This is a genomic window from Nocardiopsis dassonvillei subsp. dassonvillei DSM 43111 (assembly GCF_000092985.1).
In the GTDB taxonomy this organism is placed as follows: Bacteria; Actinomycetota; Actinomycetes; order Streptosporangiales; family Streptosporangiaceae; genus Nocardiopsis; species Nocardiopsis dassonvillei.
Window position 1 is genome coordinate 1,064,354 of the sequence record NC_014210.1, and the last position, 21,542, is coordinate 1,085,895.

Consider the following 21,542-nt stretch of genomic DNA (forward strand, 5'->3'; position numbering starts at 1 on the left):
GTGACCGATGTCCACCGCACCGTCGACGCGGTCTGGAAGATGGAGTCGGCGCGGATCGTCGCCTCGCTCACCCGGATCGCGCACGACGTCGGCGCCGCCGAGGAGTGCGCCCAGGACGCCCTCGTCGCCGCCCTGGAGCAGTGGCCGCGTGAGGGGATCCCCGACAACCCCGGCGCCTGGCTCATGACCGCCGCCAAACGCCGCGTCCTGGACCGCCTGCGCCGGGAGCACCGCCTGGAGAGCAAGCACAAGGAGATCGCCCACGAGCTGGAGCGCGCTCCCGGGGTCGCGCCCGCCCCGGACGACGGCGTCCTGCGCCTGCTGTTCGCGACCTGCCATCCGGTGCTGTCCACTCCGGAGAGGGTCGCGCTGACCCTGCGCCTGGTGGCCGGGCTGACCAACGGGGAGATCGCCCGCGCCTTCCTCACCGGGGAGGGGCGCATCGCCCAGCGCGTGGCGCGGGCCAAACGGCTGCTCGCCGAGGAGGGGGTGGCCTTCGGGCTGCCCGACGGACGGGAGCTGGCCGAACGCCTCTCCTCCGTCCTCGGCGTCATCTACCTCGTCTTCAACGAGGGCTACGCGGCGACCTCGGGCGAGGACCTGATGCGCCCCGGCCTGTGCCTGGAGGCGCTGCGGCTGGGCCGCACCCTGGCCGAACTGGTGCCGCACGAGGCCGAGGCGCACGGCCTGGTGGCGCTGATGGAGCTCCAGCAGTCCCGGGCCGGGGCCCGGACCGGCCCCTCCGGCGAGATCGTCCGACTGCACGAGCAGAACCGGGGCCGCTGGGACCCCCTGCTGGTGCGCCGGGGCTTCGCCGCCATGCTGCGCGCCCGTGACGCGGGCGGCCCGCCCGGCCCCTACGTGCTCCAGGCGGCCGTCGCCGTGTGCCACGCCCGGGCCACCAGCGAGCAGGACACCGACTGGGCCCGTATCGCCGCCCTCTACGACCAGCTGGTCGTCCTACTCCCCACCCCGGTCGTGCGCCTGAACCGGGCCGTGGCGGTCGGCAGGGCCCGCGGGCCGGGGGAGGGACTGGCCCTGGCCGACGAGCTGGCGGAGGACCCGGTCCTGCGCGACTACCACCTGTTGCCCGGCGTGCGCGGCGACCTGCTCCTGCGGCTGGGCCGGGCCGCCGAGGCGAAGCGGGAGTTCGAGCGCGCCGCCTTGCTGGCCGAGAACACCGCCGAACGCGCCTTCCTGTCGCGCCGGGCAGAGGAGACCGCGGTCCCCGAGCCCGCCGGGCCCGACCTGGGCGCGACGGCCCGGGAGTTCCTGGGCCGCGACGACCTGGACCCCCAGACGCTGCGCTCCTACGGCCAGACCCTGGACCGGCTGTGCCGTTCGCTGGGGGAGGGTCTGCCCCTGGCCGACCTGACCCCCGAACGGGTGGCGGGCGTGTTCGCCACCGCCTGGGGCGGTGCGGCCCCGCGCACGTGGAACCGGCACCGGTCGACCGTGCGCTCCTTCGGCGCCTGGGCGGGGCTGGAGGATCTCGCGGCGGACCTGGAACGGCGCGGCGAGACCCGCTCACCGCACGTGCCGCTCGACCCCGAGACCGTGGCGCGCCTGTGCGACGGGGAGGGTTTCGCGCTTCGCGAGCGCGTGCTGTGGCGGCTGCTGCACGAGTCCGGCGCCCGGGTGAATTCCGTGCTGGCGCTCAACGTGGAGGACCTGGACCTGGAGGACCGCCGTGCGCGGGCGGGCGACGGCTGGGTGGGCTGGAGGTCGGGGACCGCCCGGCTGCTGCCCGAGCTCGTGGCGGGGCGCGAGCGGGGGCCGCTCCTTCTGGCAGACCGGCGTCCGGGACCGGCGAGGCGCCCCGCCGCGGCCGACCTGTGCCCGCTGACGGGGCGAGGGCGCCTGTCCTACCCGCGTGCGGAGTACCTGTTCAAGCGGGCCACGCGCTCCCTGGATCCGGCGGGGCGGGGCTACACCCTGAGCAGGCTCCGGCCCTGAGCGCATCCGCGCGCGGCGGGGCGGAGGGGGCCGCCCCGTGGTCCCGGTCGGCCCGCCGGGGAGTGTTCCGCGCGGGCTTCCGGAGCGGCGAGCGGCCCTCCGGGCCGTCTCCCGCACGACGGTTCGCGCGGGTCGGCCCGGTGGGCGCCTCCGGCGGGCGCCCGAGGCGCGGCGCGGGGACGGCGGGTCCGGTGGGGGCGGCTTACCCGTGGGCGCCGGGCCACCGCCCGCACCGGACGCTAGGCGAGCAGGCCGTCCAGGGGGATCAGCACCCCCGAGCCCAGCGCCAACAGGCCCGTGGACAACAGCACCACCACCATGAACAGGGTTCCCACCACGGCCAGGCGGAAGGCCCCCAGACGCCGACGGGCCCGCGAGGTGGGCTTCCTGCTGGCCGCCGAGCGGCCCAGCGCCACCAGCAGCACCGACAGCAGCACCGGCAGCCACCACGCCGCCCCGGTGTCGCCGGGCAGCAGACCGGTGACGGCCCCGGTGACCTCCGACAGCCAGCCCAGGACGGCGCCGTTGCTGGCGTCCAGCAGTCCGGTGTAGGCCGAGGTCACGAACTCGCTCTCGGGGTAGAAGCCCTCCTGCGGGCGCACCACGCGGCCCAGGCCGTCCAGGAGCCCGAGCAGCGCCGCGGGGTAGGCGAACCGGCGGCACGCGCCCGCCTTCATCGCCCGCTGGATCTGGCCCATGGTCTTGTCGGCCCGGCGCCTGCGGCGTTCCTGTTCGCGGGGGTCGAGCGAGGGGTCCTGCGGTCCCGCGGGGTTGTAGGGGTGCGGGGCGGTCGCGCCCTCCGGGCGGCCGGGCGCGGAGGACCCGGCGGCGCGCCTGCGGACTCCGGCCGCCTTCTCGCGGACCTGCGACCAGCGTTCGCCGGCCGAACCGGCCAGCGACGCCCACCGGTCCTGGCGGCGTGCCCTGCCGTCGGCGCGCTCGCGCTCGGCGACCGCGCCGCCGACCCGGGCCGCCTCGGGCAGCAGGAGCACCGCCGTGATCAGGGCGGCCCGGGTGGCCAGGGCGTCGCGGCCGTTGGCGTCGCGCAGGGCCAGGCGCCGCTGCTCCGCCCACCACGGGGCGTGCGGGGCGGCGGTGCGCTGGCGCGGGTGCCAGGACTGGCGCCGCAGCAGCGACCGGCTCCGGGAGGCGGTGTCGGGGAGCAGGACCAGTTCGACCGCCCTGGCCCAGGCGGTGTCGGTCTCGTGGGTGTCCGGGCGCCGGGGCGCGTCGGGGCCCGAGCCGACCAGCTGGTCGACGTTCTCGGACACCTTGCGCATGATCAGGGGCACCTCGTGCTGGACGCGCTCCAGCAGGGCGCACCGCCCCGAACCGCCCGAGCGGCAGGCCGGATGCGGACACCAGTGCTGGGCGCCCAGCCCGACCGCGCCCGAGGTCACGGCCTCGCGCACCACCGCGTGGCGGCTGGCGTCGCCGGTGGCCAGGTCCAGCAGCCCGTCGGCGCTGATCTCGTGGCCGCGAAAGCGCGGCGGCATCCCGGGCACGTAGCGGGCGGCCAGCGCGCTGATCGCCACGTGCGCCTGTTCGGGGTGGGCGTCCAGGCCGGTCAGGTAGGCGCGGTCGAAGGTGTAGTCGTTGACCTCGCGGTCCAGCCAGCTGCGCAGCTGCGACCAGTGGGTGCGCAGCCACATGGCGCCGGTCTCGGAGCGGTCGAGCAGGTCGAAGGCCAGGCTCGGCGGGTCCTCGTGGCTGGCTCCGGCGAACTCGATGGGGCGCAGGCGCTTGACCGCGCGGATCTGCGGGCGCTCGCCCGCCAGCCACTGCGCGACCTCGTCGTATCCCCAGCGGGCCGAGGGCGCGAGCGTGAGCAGGCCCCGGGCCAGCAGGCGCCAGCGCTCGTCGGTGATGGCGGAGATGTCCACCTCGGTGTTGCGGGCGGTCAGCCAGTTGCCGCCGCGCTCGGGGCGGCGTCCGGCCACCAGTTCGTGCACGATCACGCCCAGGGACCACCAGGCCGCGGGCGCCTCGCGGCGGCCCTCGACGACCTCAGGGGCGGCGTAGTCCTCGGTGACCGCCAGTCCGCCGTAGACGCGGCTCATGGTGGCGCGTACGGCGCCGCCGAAGTCGGTGAGCGCCACGACCGGCGGGTCCAGGGACCGCACGAGCAGGTTCTCGGGCTTGACGTCGGTGTGGTTGTGCTGGAGTTCGTCCTGCCAGTGGTGCAGGCACTCGGCGACGGCGGAGACCACGGCGCGGGCGCGGTCGTCCGGTAGCGGGGCCTGGTCGATGAGCGCGCGCAGCGAGCCGTGGGAGAAGTACTCCTGGGCCTCCCAGGCCAGGTCCTCGCCCCAGGAGCTGGCGGCGGTGCCGTAGCCCTGGATGGCGGGGGTGTGCGGTGAGGCGGTGCCGCGGGCGCGCAGGCGGTCGAGGAGTTCGCGGTTGATGTCGTGGCCGGGCCGGTACACCTTGAGCGCGAGCCGGCGCCCGGGGGAGTCGGTGGGTTCGGCCAGGTAGACGACGGCCTCGCCGCCCGCGCCGATGTGGTCGAGCACGCGGTAGCGGCGGCGCAGTTCGGCGGGGACGGCGTAGTCGAGGTCGCTGGCGGGGCCGACCACCACGCGCGAGACCAGGCGGGCCATCCAGTCCAGGAGCGGGCCGAACAGGGTCCGCCACCAGGGCGCGCGGCCGTCGGTGCGGCCGTCGCCCGGGATGCTGCGGGCCGGGCGGGTGCCCGGGGCCGCGGCGGCCGTGCGGGTGGCGTCCGCCTGGCCGGCGCCGGGCAGGACGCTGGTGCGGTCCGCGGCCGGGGAGGACACGCGGGTGGGCTCGGTGCCCTCCCCCGGGGCCGTTCCCGGGCGGAACACACGGGTGGCCCGGTGGGTGCGGTCCGCACGCGTGCGGTCCTCGTCGGGGCCGATGCGTGTGGTGGGCGCGGTGGGTTCGATCCGCTGGGTCGGCGCGTTCTCGTCACCGGGGTCGGGCGTGACCATCGGGGTCGGAGCCATCCTTCGGATAGGCGTTGGTGTCGTGGACCTGCGGGGGAACGAGGGCCCCTCCAGGGTAGGTCCGCGCGGCGCGGTTCGCGCGCCGTTTCGGGCCCCGGTGCGGGTTCCTCGGCGTAGCCCCTCGTCTCCTTTGACTCCCGGTGGGCGCGTGGAGTTCCACCCGGAACGCGCAGACGGTGCGCTCCGGGGCGGGAAGACCGGTGCCGCGGCGCTGCGCGCGCCTCGGCGCCGTCCGCGCGGGCCACCGCGCGCCGGTCCCGCTCCGCCGTGCGGGACCGCCTGTTCGGCCCCGTCCTCCGTGGCATGAGGGCCCGGTTCCAGGCGGCCGGTCGGCTGCACGCGGTCGGCCGTGCGTCCCTGCGGCACGAGGGCCCGGTGCCGCCCGTGGTGCTCAGTGCCGTCCGCGCGGGGTCACGCCGAGCCTGTCGCAGGACTCCTGGTACATGCGCACGACCTCGGCGCGGATCTGGGCGCGTTCGGTGAGCGGTCGCGCCCACGGCACGCGCACGGCGTGCTCGGTTCCGTCCACGGTGACCGCGTAGTCGCCGCCGTCGCCGTCCAGGCCCGTCATGCGCGCGGCGGTGGCCTCGGGCTGGCCGCCCAGCGCGCGGCAGATGAGCAGGGTGTCCTCGGGGTGGTCGCCGTTCATGTGGGCGGTGACGGCGGCGACGACCTCGGGGGAGAAGGGGTTGGACGGGGACACGGGACCTCCTGGTCGGCGGGTGGCGCGCACGCGTGACACGAGCGGGGGGAGGGCTGTGCGCCCTCCCCCCGCTGACGATATCCGAGCGGCCCCGAAGGTGATGACGGTGTGTCGTCAAAACTTCTGGGAGGCCGTCCCGTCCCGCGTGTTCCCCCGCTTCGTCCGGCCCGGAGTCCGCCCGGCCGTCACGGACGTGCTCAGGCCTGGCGGGTGAACTCGGCGTCGATGTCGATGGTGATCTTGTCGCCGACGACCACGCCGCCGCCGTCCATCGGCATCTCGATGTCCACGCCGAACTCCTTGCGGCTGATCTGCGTGGAGGCGGTGAAGCCGGCGCGGTTGAGACCGTAGGGGTCGATGGTGGAGCCGTTGAACTCCAGCGCGATCTCGACGGGGCGGGTGTTGCCCTTGATGCTCAGCTCGCCCTGCAGGACGAAGTCCTCGCCCTTGGCGACGGCGCCGGTGGAGCGGAAGGTGAACTCCGGGTGGTTCTCGACGTCGAAGAAGTCGGCGGAGCGGATGTGGTTGTCGCGGTCACCGTTGTCGGTGTTGATCGAGCTGGCGTCGATGGTGGCCTCGACGGACGCCTGGGTGGGGTCCTCGGGCACCGTCAGCGTGGCGTCGAACTTCTCGAACCGCCCGCGGACCTTGCTGACCATCATGTGTCGTACGGAGAAGCCGACGACGCTGTGGGCGGTGTCGATCTTCCAGGTTCCGGCCTGGAGTTCCTGCGCTGCCATGGTGTCTCCCTGTCGGGTCGGCGGACCCGGGGACCGGGCCCATTCGCTGAGGTGTAACAAGACGCCTTAGAAGAATCTTCCTCGGAAGAGGAGTTTAGGCAATGCCGGGCCCTCGTGCAAGGCGTTCCTCCGGCGAGAGCCGACGCGGGGCCCGACGGTGTGGCGGAGCGGGGGTTTCGGACACGCCGCTACGATGGGCCGCATGAACAACGCCGGGTGGCTTGACGTCAAGGAACAGCACGTCTGGCGTGGTTTCCTCAGGATGAACGCCTGGGTCTACGACGAGCTGGAGAAGGACCTGCGCGCCCGTACCGGGCTCTCCCTCATCGAGTACGGCATCCTCGTGCACCTGTCCGAGGCCGAGGGGCGGCGCATGCGCATGCGGGTGCTCGCCGACAGCGTCATCGTGTCCAAGAGCAGGCTCTCCCACCAGGTCGCACGGCTCGAACGCGGCGGCTACGTGCACCGGGAGCACTGCGACGACGACCGCCGCGGGCTGTGGGCCGTGCTCAGCGACAAGGGCTCCCTCCTCCTGCGCCAGGCCGCGCCCGGCCACGCCGCGCGCGTGCGCTCGCTGGTCTTCGACCGCCTCAGCGAGGAGCAGGTCGCCCAGCTCGGCTCGATCATCGGCGCGCTGGAGCAGGGCGAGGCCGCCCGGCGGGGGTGAGGCCCCGCGACCGCCGTCCCCGCGGGCCCGCCCGTTTCGTGTGTCCGGCACACCCCGAGGGCGGCCGGTGACCGGGCGCGTCGCCCGGTTCGCGCCCTTTCGGGCGTGCCCGCCACAGGCCCCGCGCCCCACGGGTAGAGTCGGTGCACGTGAGCAGACCATCCATCATCGGCGCCCAGAACTTCCGCGACGACGACGGCAGCGTCGATCCCGGGGTCGAGGCGCGCCTGCGCGAACACGCGACGGGCGCGACGGGCGACCGCCAGGTGCTGGCCGCGCTCAGCGGAACCCGCGTGCTCATCCCCGTGGTCGCCGTGGCCACCGAGACCGAGGAGGGCGTCGGCGGGCTCACCAAGGACAAGAACAGCGAGGTCGCCGTCCCGATCATGACCGGCAGGGACGGGCGGCGCGGCATGCTCGCCTTCACCTCCGTGGACGCGGTCCGCCGCTGGCGCCCGGACGCGCGCCCCGTGCCCTTCACCGTCAGGGACGCCTGCCAGGCGGCCCTGGAGGAGGAGGCGGACGCGCTGGTGCTCGACGTGGCCGGCCCCGTGCCCTACACCGTTCAGGGTCCCTTCCTCAGCATGATCGCCGAGACCGGCGCCGTCCCCGAGCCCAAGGACGACCCGCAGGTCCTCGGACTCATCTACCAGGTCACCAAGGGCGAGTTCGGTATCGAGCGCGTCCGCATCCACCCCTCCGAACGCGGCGAGATCGGCATCCGCCTCGAACTCGACGAGCGCGACGACGAGGTCCTGCGGCGCGTGGCCGGGCGGCTCACCGCCGAACTGCGGCACGTGCTGCCCGGAGGCATCGAACTGAGCGCCGTCGTGCGCGCCCAGCGCGACGACGCGCCCCCGAACGGGCCCGGGACCGCCGCCCGGGACTGACTCCGTCCCGGTCGCTTCCGGCCGGGCCGCGAGCCCCGCGGTCGTGGGCCGCTCCGCGCCCTCGTCCCGTGCGTGCGCCGTGCGGGCACACGGTGCCGCGGCGTTCGCGTACGGGGAGTTTTCCACAGGCCGGACCGGGCGGTGTCGCCGCGGGCCCCGGAAGGGTAGCTTCCCATCATGCCCACCCCCTCGACACTCCTCCTCCACCCGCACCTGTGGACGGCGTCCGTCGCCGTCCTCCTCGCCCTGCTCGGAGTGGTGGTGGGCCGGGTCAACGGCCGCCTCGTCCACCTCTTCGGCCCCGCCGACCCGCCGCCCGCACCCGCCTCCCGCGGTTCGCTCACGCCCTCCGCCGACCGGCACGTCCAGCCCGCGCGCGACGACGCCACCGCGGTCCCCGACACCGGGGAGGACGTGCGCGGCGAGCGCCGGCTCCCGCCGCCGGACGACGACGAGGGCCCGCCGCCCCCCCGCTGCCCCCACTGCCGCGCCGAGCTGCGCTTCCTGCGCTGGTTCCCGGCGGTGGAGGCCCGCACGTTCCGAAGACGGGGGGCCTGCCCCCACTGCGAGCAGGTCGTCCGGTCCCACCCCGCGGTCGTCGTCGTGACCGCCGTGCTCTTCGGCTGCGTCGGCCTGTGGGCCACCCTCCAACCCGACTGGTCCCCGTTCGGCGTGCTGGCCGTGCTCTGGCTGACCGCCGTCGGCGTGCCGCTGGCCGTCATCGACCTGCGGGTCATGCGCCTGCCCGACGCGGTCGTCCTCCCCGCCTACCCCGTCGCCGCGGTCCTGATCGGGCTGGCCGTCCTGCTGCCCCCCGAGGGGCCCGACACCGACCGGGCCGCCGGGGCGCTCGTCAGCATGGTCCTGGTCACGGTGCTGTACTGGCTGCTGTGGCGGGTGCACAGCGCGGGGCTGGGGTTCGGCGACGTCAAGCTCTCCGGGCTCACCGCGCTGTACGCGGGGTGGGCGGCCGGGACCCTCGGCGCGCTGGTCGCCGTGTTCTGGGCCTTCGCGGCCTTCTCCCTGGTGGGGGTCGTGCTCATGGCGCTGCGGCGGCTCACCCGCAGGGATCCCTTCCCGCTCGGTCCGTTCATGCTCGCCGCCGCGCTGGCCACCGTCCTGACGGGAGGAGCGCTGTTTCCACAACCCTGAACCCGGCGCTCCACCGCGCACCGATCCGTGAAAGGATCGTGCACATGTTGCGTTGGCTGACCGCGGGGGAGTCCCACGGACCCGCACTCGTCGCGATTCTTGAGGGCCTCCCGGCCGGTGTGTCCGTCACCTCGGACGACATCGCCGCCGCGCTGCTCCGCCGTCGCGCCGGGTACGGGCGGGGTGCCCGGATGAAGTTCGAGAAGGACCAGGTCTCCGTCATCGGGGGCATCCGACACGGCCGCACCCAGGGGGGTCCGGTCGCGATCGAGGTCGGGAACACCGAGTGGCCCAAATGGGAGAAGGTGATGTCCCCCGACCCCGTGCCCGCCGAGGAGCTGGAGAGCGTGGCGCGCAACGCGCCGCTCACCCGGCCCCGCCCCGGCCACGCCGACCTGGTGGGCATGCAGAAGTACGGCCACGGGGAGTCGCGGCCGATCCTGGAGCGCGCCAGCGCCCGTGAGACCGCCGCCCGCGTCGCGATCGGCGAGGTCGCGCGCCAGTTCTGCCGTCAGGCCCTGGGCGTGGAGATCCTGAGCCACGTGGTGTCCATGGGGCCCGTGGCGGTGCCCGAGGACGCCCCGGAGCCGCGCCCGGAGGACCTGGCCGCCATCGACGCCGACCCGCTGCGCTGCTTCGACGCCCAGACCAGCGCCCGCATGGTCGAGGAGGTCGACGACACCAAGAAGTCCGGTGACACCCTCGGCGGCGTGGTCGAGGTGCTGGCCTACGGCCTGCCGCCCGGCCTGGGCAGCCACGTGCACTGGGACCGGCGCCTGGACGCGCGCCTGGCCGGTGCGCTCATGGGCATCCAGGCGATCAAGGGCGTGGAGGTCGGCGACGGCTTCCGCACCGCCGCCCGCCGCGGTTCGGCCGCCCACGACGAGATCGAACCCGGTCCGGACGGCGTGCGCCGCCGCACCAACCGCGCCGGAGGCGTCGAGGGCGGTATGACCACCGGCGACCCGCTGCGCGTGCGCGCGGCGATGAAGCCCATCGCGACGGTGCCCAGGGCGCTGGACACCATCGACATCGAGACCGGCGAGCCCGCGCAGGCCAACCACCAGCGCAGCGACGTCACCGCCGTCCCGGCCGCCGGTGTGGTCGCCGAGGCGATGGTCGCCCTGGTGCTCGCCGAGGCCGCCGTCGAGAAGTTCGGCGGAGACTCGGTCGCCGAGACCGCGCGCAACCTCCGGGGCTACCTGGACGCGCTGACTATCCGCTGACCTTCGATCCCGACCTCGGCGTGCTTCCGTCCCGTTCACGAACGGGACGGAAGCGGACTGGGAACCGCCACGGCTCCCCTTGCCGGAGCGGTTGTCCACAGGCGCGTCCTCGGGGCTGGCGGGGCGCCAAGGGAAGGGCCACACTGGATTCGGGAGCGCTCGTCGCGCTCACAGGCGACGGAGTCGCCCCCGAATCCGAGCATAGGGGCGGATCGAATGTCCCCGCCAGTGCCGCGATCCGGCCTGTGGACGACCTCTCTCACCGCCTCCGGGGACCGAGGTCCGCTGGAGTAGGACAACGCCGTGGCCGTGCTGTCCCCGCACGCGCGGGAACGGTTCACATCCCCCCGGCAAGGGTTCGCGTCTCCCCGGCGAAGCTAAGGTGGGGGGAAGGCAAGATCAAGGCAGGGGGGCAGCGCTTCTCAGCGCGCGGTGCCCCGGATTCTCCAGATGGGAAGAGCGTGGCAAAAGCGATCGCGGTGCTCATCGGTTCGCCCGGATCGGGCAAGTCCACCGTCGGAGAGGCCCTGGCGGGGCGCCTGGGCGCCGACCTGTTGTGCACCGACACCGAGGTCGAGAAGCGCGCGGGCAAGCCCATCGGCGACATCTTCGTCGAGGACGGCGAGGAGCGCTTCCGCGCCCTGGAACGCGAGGTCGTCGCCGAGGGGCTGCGCGCCTGGGAGGGCGTGATCGCCGTCGGCGGCGGCGCGGTCCTGGACGAGGACACCCAGCGCGACCTGGCCGGACACCACGTGGTCTACCTCCAGGTGGAGTTCGGTGAGGCCGCCAAGCGCGTGGGCATGGACGTGGCCCGTCCCCTGCTCGCGGGCAACCCCCGCACCCGGCTGCGCCAGCTGCTCAACGAGCGCCTGCCCGTCTACGAGCGCCTGGCCAGCGTCACCGTGGAGACCACCGGCTACCACCCCGAAGAGATCGTCGACGCCATCCTGCCCTCCCTGGCCGGACAGGACTCCGGAAAGGCCCAGCAGTGACCGTGACCCGGATCGGTGTGGGCGACTCCGCCGGCCGCTACGACGTGGTGGTCGGCAGCGGGGTCCTCTCCGAACTCCCCTCCCTGGTCGGCGACGCCGCCCAGGTGGCCGTCATCCACCCCGAGAGCCTGGACGGGATCGCCCGCCCCGTGGTCGGCGCCCTGGAGGCCGCCGGTTACCGGGCGCACTCCATGCCCGTCCCGGACGGCGAGGCCGCCAAGACCGCGGCCGTCGCCGCCGACCTGTGGTCCCGGCTCGGGCAGCGCAACTTCACCCGCAGCGACGCCGTCGTCGGCGTGGGCGGGGGAGCCGCCACCGACCTGGCCGGGTTCGTCGCCGCCACCTGGCTGCGCGGCGTGCGCTCGGTCCTGGTGCCCACCACCCTGCTCGGCATGGTCGACGCCGCCGTCGGCGGCAAGACCGGCATCAACACCCCCGAGGGCAAGAACCTCGTCGGCGCCTTCCACCCCCCGGCCGGGGTCCTGTGCGACCTCGCGACCCTGCCGAGCCTGCCCCGCGCCGACTACATCGGCGGCCTCGCCGAGATCGTCAAGGCCGGGTTCATCGACGACCCCGTCATCTGCGACCTGGTCGAGGACGACCCCGAGGGCGCGGCCGAACCCGGGGGCAGGCACACCCGCGAGCTCATCGAGCGCGCCATCCGGGTCAAGGCCGACGTCGTCTCCGGCGACCTGCGCGAGAGCGGCCGCCGCGAGATCCTCAACTACGGCCATACCCTGGGCCACGCCATCGAGCGCGCCGAGAACTACACCTTCCGGCACGGCTACGCGGTCTCCATCGGCATGGTCTACGCCGCCGAACTCGCCCGCCTGGACGGCCGCGTGGGCGACGACCTGGTCCAGCGCCACCGCTCGCTGCTCTCCTCGGTCGGCCTGCCCGTCTCCTACGCCCCCGAGGCCTGGCCCGAACTGCGCGCCGCCATGAGCGTGGACAAGAAGGCCCGCGGGGCCACCCTGCGCTTCGTCGTCCTGGACGGCCTGGCGCGGCCCACCATCCTCAGCGGCCCCGCGCCCGAACTGCTGGACGAGGCGTACCGCGCGGTCACGGGCGACACCCGGGTTCCGCGAAGCCACTAGACTGCACACAGGCGACGTGCGCACCGGCGCGCCCGGGGAGCTCCCCGAGGTGCCCGTGCCCGGCCCCACCGAACACCGACCGGGCCCCGCGGGGGTCGGTCCCCGACGTGTCAAACCCCTTGGAGAGACGACCGAAGTGGCCACGACGAACGACATCAAGAACGGCACGACCCTGCGGCTCGACGGCGGCGTCCTCTGGAACGTCCTGGAGTTCCAGCACGTCAAGCCGGGCAAGGGCGGCGCGTTCGTCCGTACCAAGCTGAAGAACGTCCTCACGGGCAAGATCGTCGACAAGACCTTCAACGCCGGGTCCAAGGTCGAGTTCGCCAACGTCGACCGCCGCGAGATGGAGTACCTCTACCACGACGGCGAGGCCTTCATCTTCATGGACACCAGCACCTACGACCAGATCCCGGTCCCGGAGGCCGTCGTCGGCGACGGCAAGGACTTCCTGCTGGAGAACACCAAGGTCACCGTGGCCACCAACGAGGGCAACCCCCTCTACATCGAGCTGCCCGCCGCCGTCGAGCTGGAGATCACCCAGACCGACCCGGGCGTGCAGGGCGACCGCTCCACCGGCGGCACCAAGCCCGCCACCGTCCAGACCGGCGCCACCATCCAGGTTCCCCTGTTCATCAGCGAAGGCGAGCGCGTCAAGGTCGACACCCGCACGGGTGACTACCTCGGGCGAGTCAACTGATGAGCGGAGCACGGCGCAAGGCACGGCGGCGCGCGGTCGAGGTCCTCTACGAGGCCGAGGTGCGCGCCACCTCGGTGGAGGACGTCATCCGGCGCCGGCGGGCCCAGCCCGAACCGCCGATCAACGACTTCACCGAGAGTCTGGCCCGCTCGGTCGACGAGCGGCGTGAGCGCATCGACGAGCTCCTGGACACCTACGCCATCGGCTGGACCCTGGAGCGCATGCCGGTCGTGGACCGCAACATCCTGCGGATGGGCGCCTACGAACTGCTGTGGGCCGACGACATCCCGGACGGTGTGGCGATCGCCGAGGCGGTCGGCGTGGCCAAGGAGCTGTCCACCGACGAGTCCCCCAACTTCGTCAGCGGACTCCTGTCCAGGCTGATGGAGAACAAGTCGACGCTCTCGCTCTAGGGCGCGACCGGCATCGGCGCGTGGGGGACCGTCGGGGCAACGTGGATTGAGGGAACGCAGGTGACTGACAGGACCAGCGTGGCCGCGGGCGGCGGCCTCGGCGCGAGCGGGGCGACCGGCCCGGGGCGGGCCGCCAACGCGGCCCGGACCGCGGTCGTGTGGGACGCCCTCGTCGGACTGCTGGACCGGCTCGGGGACGGGCCCCTGGAGATCGTCGACGCGGGCGGGGGCACCGGCGGCGCCGCCGTCCCCCTGGCCGAACTCGGCCACCGGGTGACCGTGGTCGAGCCCAGCCCCGACTCGCTCGCGGCCCTGGAGCGCCGCGCCGCCGAGCGGGGCGTGTCCGTGCGCGGGGTTCAGGGGGAGACCCGCGACCTGGCCGCCCTGTTCGCGCCGGCCAGCGCCGACCTCGTCCTGGTGCACAACGTGCTGGAGTACGTGGACGACCCCGCCGCGGCGCTGCACGACGTGGTCGGCATCACCCGCGAGGGCGGTGCGGTGAGCCTGCTGGTCACCAACGCGGTCGCCGGAGCCCTGCACCGCGCGCTGGCCGGACACATCACCGAGGCCCACCACCTGCTCGGCGACCCCGACGGGCGCTGGGGCGAGGGCGACCCGATGCCGCGCCGTTTCACCCGCCAGCAGGTCCTGGAGCTGATCGGCCGGGCCGGGCTGTCCGGGGAGAGCGTCCGCGGCGTCCGCGCGTTCGCCGACCTCGTGCCCGGGCACGCCTGGGAGGGCGACGCCCACGCCGGGCAGCACCTGGTGGAGCTGGAGAGGGCCGCCGCCGAGCACCCCGAGCTGATCGGCATCGCCACCCAGCTGCACGTCGTCGCGCACCGCTCCTGAACCCCGGTACCGGGGGCCGGGGCGCCCCCGGCACGGCATAACCTGGCTGTATGAGCCGACGCCAACTGGAACGCGGCGCCGCGATGCGGGGCATGGTCTCCCCGGAGGGCATCGCGGCGCTGGACGCGGACTTCCCCGCGGACGGCTCCGGACCGGACGGCGACTGCCACATCCTGCACCTGGACATGGACGCGTTCTTCGCGAGCGTCGAACAGCTGCGCCATCCCGAGGCGCGCGGACGCCCGGTCATCGTGGGCGGCACCGGTCCGCGCAGCGTGGTCTCCTCCGCCGACTACCTCGCCCGCGCGCACGGCGTGCACTCGGCCATGCCCATGGCGCGGGCCCTGCGCCTGTGCCCGGACGCCCTGGTCTTCCCGCCCGACGGCCGCGCCTACCGCCAGGCGTCGGAGGCCGTCATGGACATCCTGCGCTCGGTGACGCCGCTGGTGCAGCCGCTCTCCCTGGACGAGGCCTTCCTGGACGTGTCCGGCGCGCGCCGCCGCCTGGGCGGGCCGGTGCGCATCGCCGCGATGATCCGCGAGCGGGTGCGCCGGGAACAGCGCCTGACCTGCTCCGTGGGCGTGGCCGCCACCCGCTTCACCGCCAAGCTCGGCTCCACGCACTGCAAGCCCGACGGCCTGCTCCTGGTGCCCACCGCCCACGTGCGCGGTTTCCTGGACCCGCTGCCGGTCGGGGCGCTGCCCGGGGTGGGGGACCGGACCGAGCAGACCCTGGCCCGGCTGGGCGTGCGCACGGTCGGGCAGCTGGCCCGCTACGAGCCGGACCTGCTGCGCATGGAGCTGGGCGACAAGGCCGGGACCCGCCTGGCCGAGCTGTCCCGGGGGGTGGACACCAGCCCGGTCGTGCCCGAGTCCCCGGACAAGAGCATCGGCTCGGAGGAGACCTTCGACGAGGACGTGGCCGACCCCGAGGTGGTGGACCGCGAGCTGCTGAGGCTGGCCGAGAAGGTCGGGCGCCGCCTGAGGGCCTCGGGGCAGGCGGGACGCACGGTGAGCGTGAAGCTGCGCCGCGGCGACTTCTCCACCATCACCCGGGCACGGACCCTGGCCGAGGGCACCGACGTGGCCCGCGAGATCAGCGCCGTCGCCCGCGAGCTCTACACCGCCTCCGGGTTGCGGGGGGTGCCGCTGCGCCTGGTGGGGGTGCGGGTGGAAGGGGTCATTCCGGTGGAACAGGTGCACCGCCAGTTGGCACTGGGGGAGGAGGAATCGGGTTGGAGGGATGTTGAACGGGTTATGGACCGCGTAACGGCACGTTTCGGGCCGGGCGCGATACAGTCGGCCGTGTTGGCCAAGCGTGACGAAAACGACGTATGATGCGGCAACTTCCGGGGCCCTCGGAGCGTTCCCCAGGGTAGGACCGGAATGAGGGTAAGAAGAGAGGCATGGAAGCCGGTGTTTCCGATACAGGGCGAGGGTATCGTGGCCCGTGGTGGTCAGGTACGCACGCAGCTTTTCTTTCCACCGGGCGCTAGCTCATCGTATTCTGGGCATACCACTGACCAAGAGACTGTTCTTCAGTACCCGTCACCCCAACCGGGGACTGCCGTAGGGAGGCGCCGTGCCGCTCTCTGAACACGAGCAGCGCATGCTCGACCAGATCGAGCGGGCGCTGTATGCCGAGGACCCGAAGTTCGCGAACACCGTTCGGCAAACGAACCCCGCGGTCCATTACAAGCGCTGGATCATCAAGGCCGGACTCGGTTTCGTCGTCGGTATCGTGCTGCTGATGACGGGGTTGATGCTCCAGTCCACAGTCGCCCAGGTCGCCATCAGCGTCCTCGGTTTCCTCGTCATGCTGCTGTGCTTCCTGTGGGGCGCCAACGCCTGGCGCAAGGCCTCCGGGAGCGGCGGTGCCGACCAGGGCGTCGCGGTGGCGGAGCCCAAGCAGAAGCGCCGGGGCGGCAGCCGTCCCGGCATGATGAATCGTTTCGAGGAGCGCTGGCGCCGTCGCCAGGAGGGTGAGGAGTAGGACCCCGGTCCCACACCCTCGCCGGTCGCGATCGGCCGTGCCCCGTCGGGCGGGGATCCCGGAGGGGATCCGCGCCGGACACCCGGTTCCCCGTGGTGGGCCCCGCACAGTGGTGCGGGGCCCACCACGTTTTTCGGGCGTGGGCCGTGGTTTCCCGGAGGCGTCCCAGGCTGGCGCGGTGCACGGGGGAGGCGCTGTCGTCGACCGCCCCGGGACAGGGGGGCGGCGTCCGCGCGCCGGGGCCGTGCCCCGCCCCCGGCTGGGACACGGCCGCTAACGCCGGGGCGCAACCTCTCAGGTCAGCACAGGCGGGGCGGCACGGCCGCCACCGCTAGGGCGTCACGGGCTCGGGGTCGGCCGCGCGGCGCGGACGGTGCCACGGCGCCAGCGACCGGGGCAGCAGCACCGCGCGGACGCGCGTTCCCGCGCCGACCACACCGGTCAGCCCCGCCAGAGCCGTCCGCAGGTCCTCGCGCAGCCCTTCCGGGGTCCGGGGCGAGGGCGCGTAGCGCGACTCCTCCTCGGCCAGGGCGAGCCGCCGCAGCGCCGCCGCGGCCTCCGGCGGCACCGGGCCCGGAACGGTCCCCGACATCAGCCCCGCCGGGGCCGCGTCGGGCTGGGGCACCGGACCGGAACCGGCCAGGCGTTCGGCCGTGGCACGCGGGCTCTCCGCCAGCGACCACGCGCCGCCCAGGTCCAGACAGGTGTCCCGCAGCTCCCGCCACGCGGTGTGCGCGCCCGCAGCTCCCGCGCCGCCGGTCAGCGACGCCGTCCGGGACCAGCGCGTCAGGGCGCGCACCAGCGCGGGCAGGGCCAACAGCAGCAGCACACCCGTGGCGGCGCCCGCCGCGGGCAGCCACGACAGGTCCGGGCCGCCCCGCGCGTCGTCGCCCGGGGCGGCCACCGACGTGGAGGGCTCGTCCTCGGGCTCCGCCTCGGGGGTCCCGCTGGGCTCCTCGGCCTCCGCGGTGGCCTCGTCCCGCGCGGCCTCCGTCTCCTCGGGCGAGGGCTCCCGCGTCTCCTCCGCGGCCCCGTCCGGGTCGTCGACGCCCCCCTGCCCGCCCCGGGAGTAGTCGGGCACCGACGCCGAGCCCTGCCCCCCGGCGGAGGAGGGGGTCGGCTCGAACCGCACCCAGCCCGCGCCCTCGAAGTACAGCTCCGGCCAGGCGTGGGCGTCGCCCACGGACACCGCCCAGCGGCCGTCGCCCTGCTGCTCGCCCGCGGTGTAGCCCACCGCCACCCGCGCCGGGATGTCCACCTGTCGGGCCATGACCGCCATCGCCCCGGCGAACTGTTCGCAGTAGCCCACCCGGTCCCCGAACAGGAAGTGGGCGAGCGGGTCGGCGCCGTCGGGCACCGCGGGCGGGGACAGGTCGTAGGTGAACGCGCCCCCCGTGAAGTGGTCCTGGATGGCCACCGCCCGCTCGTAGGGGCTCCGCGCGTCCTCGGTCAGGTCCTCGGCCAGCTCCCGGACCCGCGGGTCCAGGTCGCCGGGCAGGTCGCGGAAGTCGCCCGGCAGCGACCGCGGGCTGCCGCTGTCGGCCAGCTCCTCGGCGGACGGCTCCCGGCCCAGGGTCTGCACGGTGAAGTTCAGCCCCGTGGGCGCGCTCTCGGTCGTGAACACCACGTGGCTCGCCGGGTCGGCGTACCACTCCCCGGGCACGTCCACCGTCCGCGCCCAGTACGGCAACGGCAGGAAGTCGATCCCGGGCGCGTCCGAGTCCATCGAGATCCGCGTGGTCACCGCGTCGCCTGAGGGCTCCGAGCCCCACCCGGTGGGCAGCGGCAGCTCCCCGTCGACCAGGGTGTCGCCCGAGGCGCTGACCGGCGTCATCGTCCAGTTCGCGCCGTCGAACTCGTCCAGCACGTACGTGCGCAGGTAGTCGGGCCGCTCGGCGTCGGTCCGGTAGGTCAGCACGGTGCGGTCGGAGGAGGAGGCCAGCTCGCGCCGCAGCGAGACCAGCGGGTGCGTGGTGGTGATGCGGTCCCCGCCGGTGCCGATGTAGGTGCCGTCGGCCATCGTGTGGAGCACGTCGGTGCGCAGCGACGGCACCGCGAGCGGCACCGTCAGCGCCAGCAGCACCGCGGCGGCCGAGGCCACCGCCACCGTCGTCGCCCTGCCCACCGCGCCCAGCACACGGGCCGAGGAGTCGTGGCCGTCGGGGACGCGCACGCCCCACTCGCGGCCGCGCACCCACACGTCCACCGCGAGCAGCAGCAGGAAGCCGACGGCGCCGCTGGTCGCGGCCGGCCAGCCCAGTCCGGCGTCGTCCACGATGAGCGGGACCGCCATCAGCACGGCCACCAGGGCGCCGACCATCCCGGGGCAGCGCGCGGTCACCGCCAGGAAGTCCGCGATGATCGCGAACAGGACGAACACCAGCGCGATGATCAGCATGACCCCGGCGGTGGAGGAGACCGGGGGCGTGCTGGTGTCGATCGTCTCCAGGCCCTCGTCGAACACCCGCAGCAGGTGCAGCGCCGTGTCACCGGAGGGCAGCAGCCCCAGCGGCGCGACGTGTCCGGCGAACAGCGGCGTCATCAGCAGCGCCGCCGCCAGCACCTGGAGGAACGGCACCGGGAAGGAGCTCCAGCCGCTGAGGCGGTACAGCGCGGACACCCCGCCCACCGCCACCGTCATCACGAGGGCCGGGACCCACCAGGCCTCGCCCCGTACGAGGCCGTCCAGCAGTGGCATCGCCATCAACAGGCAGGCCAGGGTGGCCAGGGGCATCAGTGCTCTCAACGCGGACCCTTCCGGGGGGTGTGCGGCCCGGCGGCGGGAGCGGGAGCCCAGGCGCGGCGCCACAGGTCGGGCAGTTCGGCGGTGGAACCCAGGACGAGGACGCGCCATCCGGCCGCGGTCAGCACGTCGTGGACCCCGCGCAGGGTGTCGGGGCCGGGCCAGGCGGCGTGCGCGCACAGCACGGCCACGCGCACGCCCCGGCCGCCCGTGCGGGACAGGGCGGCGGCCTCCTCGGGATCCACCGCGCCCAGCACCGCCACGACCAGGCCGGTCGCCCCGCGGGATTCGGCCAGCATGCCGATCCCGCCGAGCAGCCCGGGGGTGTCGGAGGGCTCGGCGACGGCCAGGCCGTCCAGCACGCCCGACGCGCTCGTGGTCGGGACCCGGCCCCGCTCGGTGTGCAGGCGCAGCTCGTGGCCGCCGTCGAGCAGGTGCACCGCCACCGAGGCGGCGGCGCTCACGGCGGTCTCCAGGGACCCGGCGGGCCCCGGGTGCCCGTGCGCCCCGCGCCGCGTGTCCAGCAGGACCACGCTGCTCTCCCGCGAGTGCTGCTCGTCCCGGCGCACCATCAGCTCACCGTGCTTGGCGGTGGACCGCCAGTGCACCTTGCGCAGGTCGTCGCCGTACCGGTACTCGCGGGGGACGGGGTCCTGCTCCCCGGCGCCGCTCACCGAACGCCGCGGCGAGTCCTCGCCCTTGGAGCCGTCGGCGGCGCCCAGCGCGGTCAGCGGGACGGTCACGGGGGTCACGAGCAGGCGCGAGGGCCCGCCCACGTCGCGGCTGACCCGCACGCACCCCAGCGGGTCGGTCACGCCGACCCACAGCGGACCCACCGGGTAGTCCCCGCGTACGGCCGGGCGCACCAGGTAGGCGACGTCGCGTACGGCGCGCGGACCCAGGTAGCCCACCGTGTAGCGGGGTTCGCCGCCCAGCGGCACGGGCAGCGTGTCCCGCACCGACAGCGCGGCCACCGGCCAGGTCCGCGAGGAGTTGCCCACACGCAGTTCCACCCGGGCGTTGTGCCCGGCCGGGATGCGCACGGGGGACAGGGTGCGGCTGTGCACGACGCGGGAGGCGGCCCCCAGGACCGTCAGCGCCGACAGCGGCGGGATCACGGTCAGCAGCACGCCCAGGCCCACGACCTCGCGCTGCCCCACGACCAGGCCGGACACCAGGGCGGTCAGGCCGAGGATGAGCATGCAGACGCCTCGTGCGGTGAGGGTTCGGTGCGGGCGCATGGACCCTCTCTCAGGGGGCGGGTGCGTACGGGGCGGAGCGGAGGGCCGCGGGCGCCGGGGGTCTACTGCGGGCCGGGCACGGGCAGGCGCGCGACCAGCTTGGCCACGATCTGCTCGGGGGTCAGGCGCTCCATCTGCGCCTCGGGGCCGGGCAGCAGCCGGTGCGCGAGCACCGGCACGGCCAGGGCCTGCACGTCGTCGGGGACGACGTAGTGCCGTCCGTCCAGGGCGGCGTAGGCGCGGGCGGCCTGCACCAGGTGCAGGGTGGCGCGCGGGGAGGCGCCCAGGCGCAGTTCGGGACTGGTGCGGGTCGCGTTGACCAGGTCCACGACGTAGCGGCGCATGCCCGGGGCCACGTGCACCGTGCGCACCCGGTCGGCCAGGTCGCGGACCTGGGCGGCGTTGGTGACCGGCGTCAGGTCCTCCAGCGGCGAGCTGGAGCTGTGCGAGTCGATCATGTCGAGTTCGGCCTGGGGGGCGGGGTAGCCGACCGAGACGCGGGCCATGAACCGGTCGCGCTGGGCCTCGGGGAGGGCGTAGGTGCCCTCCATGTCGCCCGGGTTCTGGGTGGCCACCACCATGAACGGCCGTTCCAGGGCGCGGGTCTGGCCGTCCACACTCACCTGGCGCTCGGCCATGCACTCCAGCAGGGCGGCCTGGGTCTTGGGCGAGGCGCGGTTGATCTCGTCGCCCACCACGATGTTGGCGAACACCGGGCCGGGGTTGAACTCGAACTCGCGCCGGTCCTGGTGGTAGACGCTGACACCGGTGATGTCGCTGGGCAGCAGGTCCGGCGTGAACTGCACGCGCTGCACGGAGCAGTCCACGGCCCGGCCCAGGGCCTTGGCCAGCATGGTCTTGCCGACGCCGGGGACGTCCTCGATGAGCAGGTGGCCCTCGGCGAGCAGGACCGTCAGCGCCAGGCGCAGCACCTCCGGCTTGCCCTCGATGACCGTCTCGATCGCGGCGCGGACGCGGTCGGCCACGGCGACGATCTCACCGACGTCCCCCTGGACGTCGCCCCCGCGACCGCCGTGGTGTGTACCGAGTGACACCAGACCCCTCCCGCTCCCTGTGGCTCCGCGTGTCGCTGTTCGGAACCGAGGCTAAGCCCATTCCAACCGATTGCAAACCAAAGCGCCGGAATCAGCGGCCGATTGGTTCCAGGAATGGTCAAAGAGGCCAAAGGGCTCCAATCACCCTTCTGATCCTCGG

The 21,542-nt window shown here is 74.3% G+C and carries 18 protein-coding genes; 12 read left to right on the top strand and 6 right to left on the bottom strand.

All coding sequences use genetic code 11. From position 1 onward, the window contains the following. Nucleotides 1-1,956, top strand: a complete 1,956-nt coding sequence (locus tag NDAS_RS04335) for a sigma-70 family RNA polymerase sigma factor (protein WP_013151920.1) — start codon at nucleotides 1-3, stop codon at nucleotides 1,954-1,956. A gap of 239 nt (nucleotides 1,957-2,195) precedes the next feature. Here NDAS_RS04335 and NDAS_RS04340 read toward each other — a convergent pair whose 3' ends face one another. From NDAS_RS04340 to NDAS_RS04350, 3 genes are all read right to left on the bottom strand, one after another. Continuing rightward, complete coding sequence (locus NDAS_RS04340; protein ID WP_013151921.1) at nucleotides 2,196-4,907, bottom strand: serine/threonine-protein kinase; 2,712 nt, start codon at nucleotides 4,905-4,907, stop codon at nucleotides 2,196-2,198. 406 nt (nucleotides 4,908-5,313) lie between these two features. Further along, nucleotides 5,314-5,625: a DUF2470 domain-containing protein gene (locus NDAS_RS04345; RefSeq protein WP_013151922.1), complete on the bottom strand. Its 312-nt coding sequence runs from the start codon at nucleotides 5,623-5,625 to the stop codon at nucleotides 5,314-5,316. A gap of 197 nt (nucleotides 5,626-5,822) precedes the next feature. Next, the gene (locus NDAS_RS04350) at nucleotides 5,823-6,365 is read right to left on the bottom strand and encodes a YceI family protein (protein ID WP_013151923.1); all 543 of its coding nucleotides are present in this window, start codon (nucleotides 6,363-6,365) and stop codon (nucleotides 5,823-5,825) included. 193 nt (nucleotides 6,366-6,558) lie between these two features. On the opposite strand from NDAS_RS04350, the gene NDAS_RS04355 reads away from it, so the two are divergent. The 11 genes from NDAS_RS04355 to NDAS_RS04405 all read left to right on the top strand — a co-directional run bounded on the left by NDAS_RS04355 (nucleotide 6,559) and on the right by NDAS_RS04405 (nucleotide 16,343). Then, nucleotides 6,559-7,032 (top strand): MarR family winged helix-turn-helix transcriptional regulator, encoded by a 474-nt coding sequence (locus NDAS_RS04355; protein WP_013151924.1) that lies wholly within the window; start codon nucleotides 6,559-6,561, stop codon nucleotides 7,030-7,032. A gap of 149 nt (nucleotides 7,033-7,181) precedes the next feature. Beyond that, nucleotides 7,182-7,922, top strand: coding sequence for an SseB family protein (locus tag NDAS_RS04360; protein ID WP_013151925.1), 741 nt, complete (start codon nucleotides 7,182-7,184; stop codon nucleotides 7,920-7,922). Nucleotides 7,923-8,099: 177 nt separating this feature from the next. Then, entirely contained in the window at nucleotides 8,100-9,074 is a 975-nt protein-coding gene (locus NDAS_RS04365) for a prepilin peptidase (protein WP_013151926.1), read from the top strand. 44 nt (nucleotides 9,075-9,118) lie between these two features. Next, nucleotides 9,119-10,300 (top strand): chorismate synthase, encoded by a 1,182-nt coding sequence (gene aroC, locus NDAS_RS04370; protein WP_013151927.1) that lies wholly within the window; start codon nucleotides 9,119-9,121, stop codon nucleotides 10,298-10,300. 479 nt (nucleotides 10,301-10,779) lie between these two features. After that, nucleotides 10,780-11,292 carry a shikimate kinase gene (locus tag NDAS_RS04375; RefSeq protein WP_041552348.1) on the top strand — a complete coding sequence of 171 codons (513 nt, stop codon included), beginning with the start codon at nucleotides 10,780-10,782 and terminating at the stop codon, nucleotides 11,290-11,292. Then, the gene (aroB, locus tag NDAS_RS04380) at nucleotides 11,289-12,389 is read left to right on the top strand and encodes a 3-dehydroquinate synthase (RefSeq protein WP_013151929.1); all 1,101 of its coding nucleotides are present in this window, start codon (nucleotides 11,289-11,291) and stop codon (nucleotides 12,387-12,389) included. Before NDAS_RS04375 ends, aroB begins: the two co-directional genes overlap by 4 nt. Nucleotides 12,390-12,525: 136 nt before the next feature. Next, nucleotides 12,526-13,089: an elongation factor P gene (efp, locus tag NDAS_RS04385; protein WP_041552350.1), complete on the top strand. Its 564-nt coding sequence runs from the start codon at nucleotides 12,526-12,528 to the stop codon at nucleotides 13,087-13,089. After that, on the top strand, nucleotides 13,089-13,502 hold the full coding sequence (nusB, locus tag NDAS_RS04390) for a transcription antitermination factor NusB (protein WP_013151931.1): 414 nt from the start codon (nucleotides 13,089-13,091) through the stop codon (nucleotides 13,500-13,502). Before efp ends, nusB begins: the two co-directional genes overlap by 1 nt. 60 nt (nucleotides 13,503-13,562) lie before the next feature. Next, the gene (locus NDAS_RS04395; RefSeq protein WP_019607049.1) at nucleotides 13,563-14,351 is read left to right on the top strand and encodes a methyltransferase domain-containing protein; all 789 of its coding nucleotides are present in this window, start codon (nucleotides 13,563-13,565) and stop codon (nucleotides 14,349-14,351) included. Nucleotides 14,352-14,434: 83 nt separating this feature from the next. Continuing rightward, entirely contained in the window at nucleotides 14,435-15,688 is a 1,254-nt protein-coding gene (gene dinB / locus NDAS_RS04400) for a DNA polymerase IV (RefSeq protein ID WP_013151933.1), read from the top strand. Nucleotides 15,689-15,932: 244 nt separating this feature from the next. Then, nucleotides 15,933-16,343, top strand: coding sequence for a DUF3040 domain-containing protein (locus NDAS_RS04405; protein ID WP_013151934.1), 411 nt, complete (start codon nucleotides 15,933-15,935; stop codon nucleotides 16,341-16,343). A 331-nt stretch (nucleotides 16,344-16,674) separates the two neighbouring features. Here the strand turns inward: NDAS_RS04405 and NDAS_RS04410 are convergent, their stop codons facing one another. The 3 genes from NDAS_RS04410 to NDAS_RS04420 form a co-directional block, all read right to left on the bottom strand. Beyond that, nucleotides 16,675-19,077: a DUF3488 and transglutaminase-like domain-containing protein gene (locus NDAS_RS04410; RefSeq protein WP_013151935.1), complete on the bottom strand. Its 2,403-nt coding sequence runs from the start codon at nucleotides 19,075-19,077 to the stop codon at nucleotides 16,675-16,677. A gap of 8 nt (nucleotides 19,078-19,085) precedes the next feature. Then, nucleotides 19,086-20,327, bottom strand: coding sequence for a DUF58 domain-containing protein (locus NDAS_RS04415; protein WP_013151936.1), 1,242 nt, complete (start codon nucleotides 20,325-20,327; stop codon nucleotides 19,086-19,088). Nucleotides 20,328-20,389: 62 nt separating this feature from the next. Next, entirely contained in the window at nucleotides 20,390-21,382 is a 993-nt protein-coding gene (locus NDAS_RS04420) for an AAA family ATPase (protein WP_013151937.1), read from the bottom strand. Between the last annotated feature and the right edge of the window lie 160 nt (nucleotides 21,383-21,542).

What these genes read in the sequence shown, in the direction of transcription:
- aroC (WP_013151927.1), top strand. Translation starts at nt 9,119, where the DNA reads ATGTTGCGTTGGCTGACCGCGGGGGAGTCCCACGGACCCGCACTCGTC.
- NDAS_RS04340 (WP_013151921.1), bottom strand. Translation starts at nt 4,907, where the DNA reads ATGGTCACGCCCGACCCCGGTGACGAGAACGCGCCGACCCAGCGGATC.
- nusB (WP_013151931.1), top strand. Translation starts at nt 13,089, where the DNA reads ATGAGCGGAGCACGGCGCAAGGCACGGCGGCGCGCGGTCGAGGTCCTC.
- NDAS_RS04410 (WP_013151935.1), bottom strand. Translation starts at nt 19,077, where the DNA reads ATGCCCCTGGCCACCCTGGCCTGCCTGTTGATGGCGATGCCACTGCTG.
- NDAS_RS04365 (WP_013151926.1), top strand. Translation starts at nt 8,100, where the DNA reads ATGCCCACCCCCTCGACACTCCTCCTCCACCCGCACCTGTGGACGGCG.
- NDAS_RS04355 (WP_013151924.1), top strand. Translation starts at nt 6,559, where the DNA reads ATGGGCCGCATGAACAACGCCGGGTGGCTTGACGTCAAGGAACAGCAC.
- NDAS_RS04350 (WP_013151923.1), bottom strand. Translation starts at nt 6,365, where the DNA reads ATGGCAGCGCAGGAACTCCAGGCCGGAACCTGGAAGATCGACACCGCC.
- NDAS_RS04415 (WP_013151936.1), bottom strand. Translation starts at nt 20,327, where the DNA reads ATGCGCCCGCACCGAACCCTCACCGCACGAGGCGTCTGCATGCTCATC.
- dinB (WP_013151933.1), top strand. Translation starts at nt 14,435, where the DNA reads ATGCGGGGCATGGTCTCCCCGGAGGGCATCGCGGCGCTGGACGCGGAC.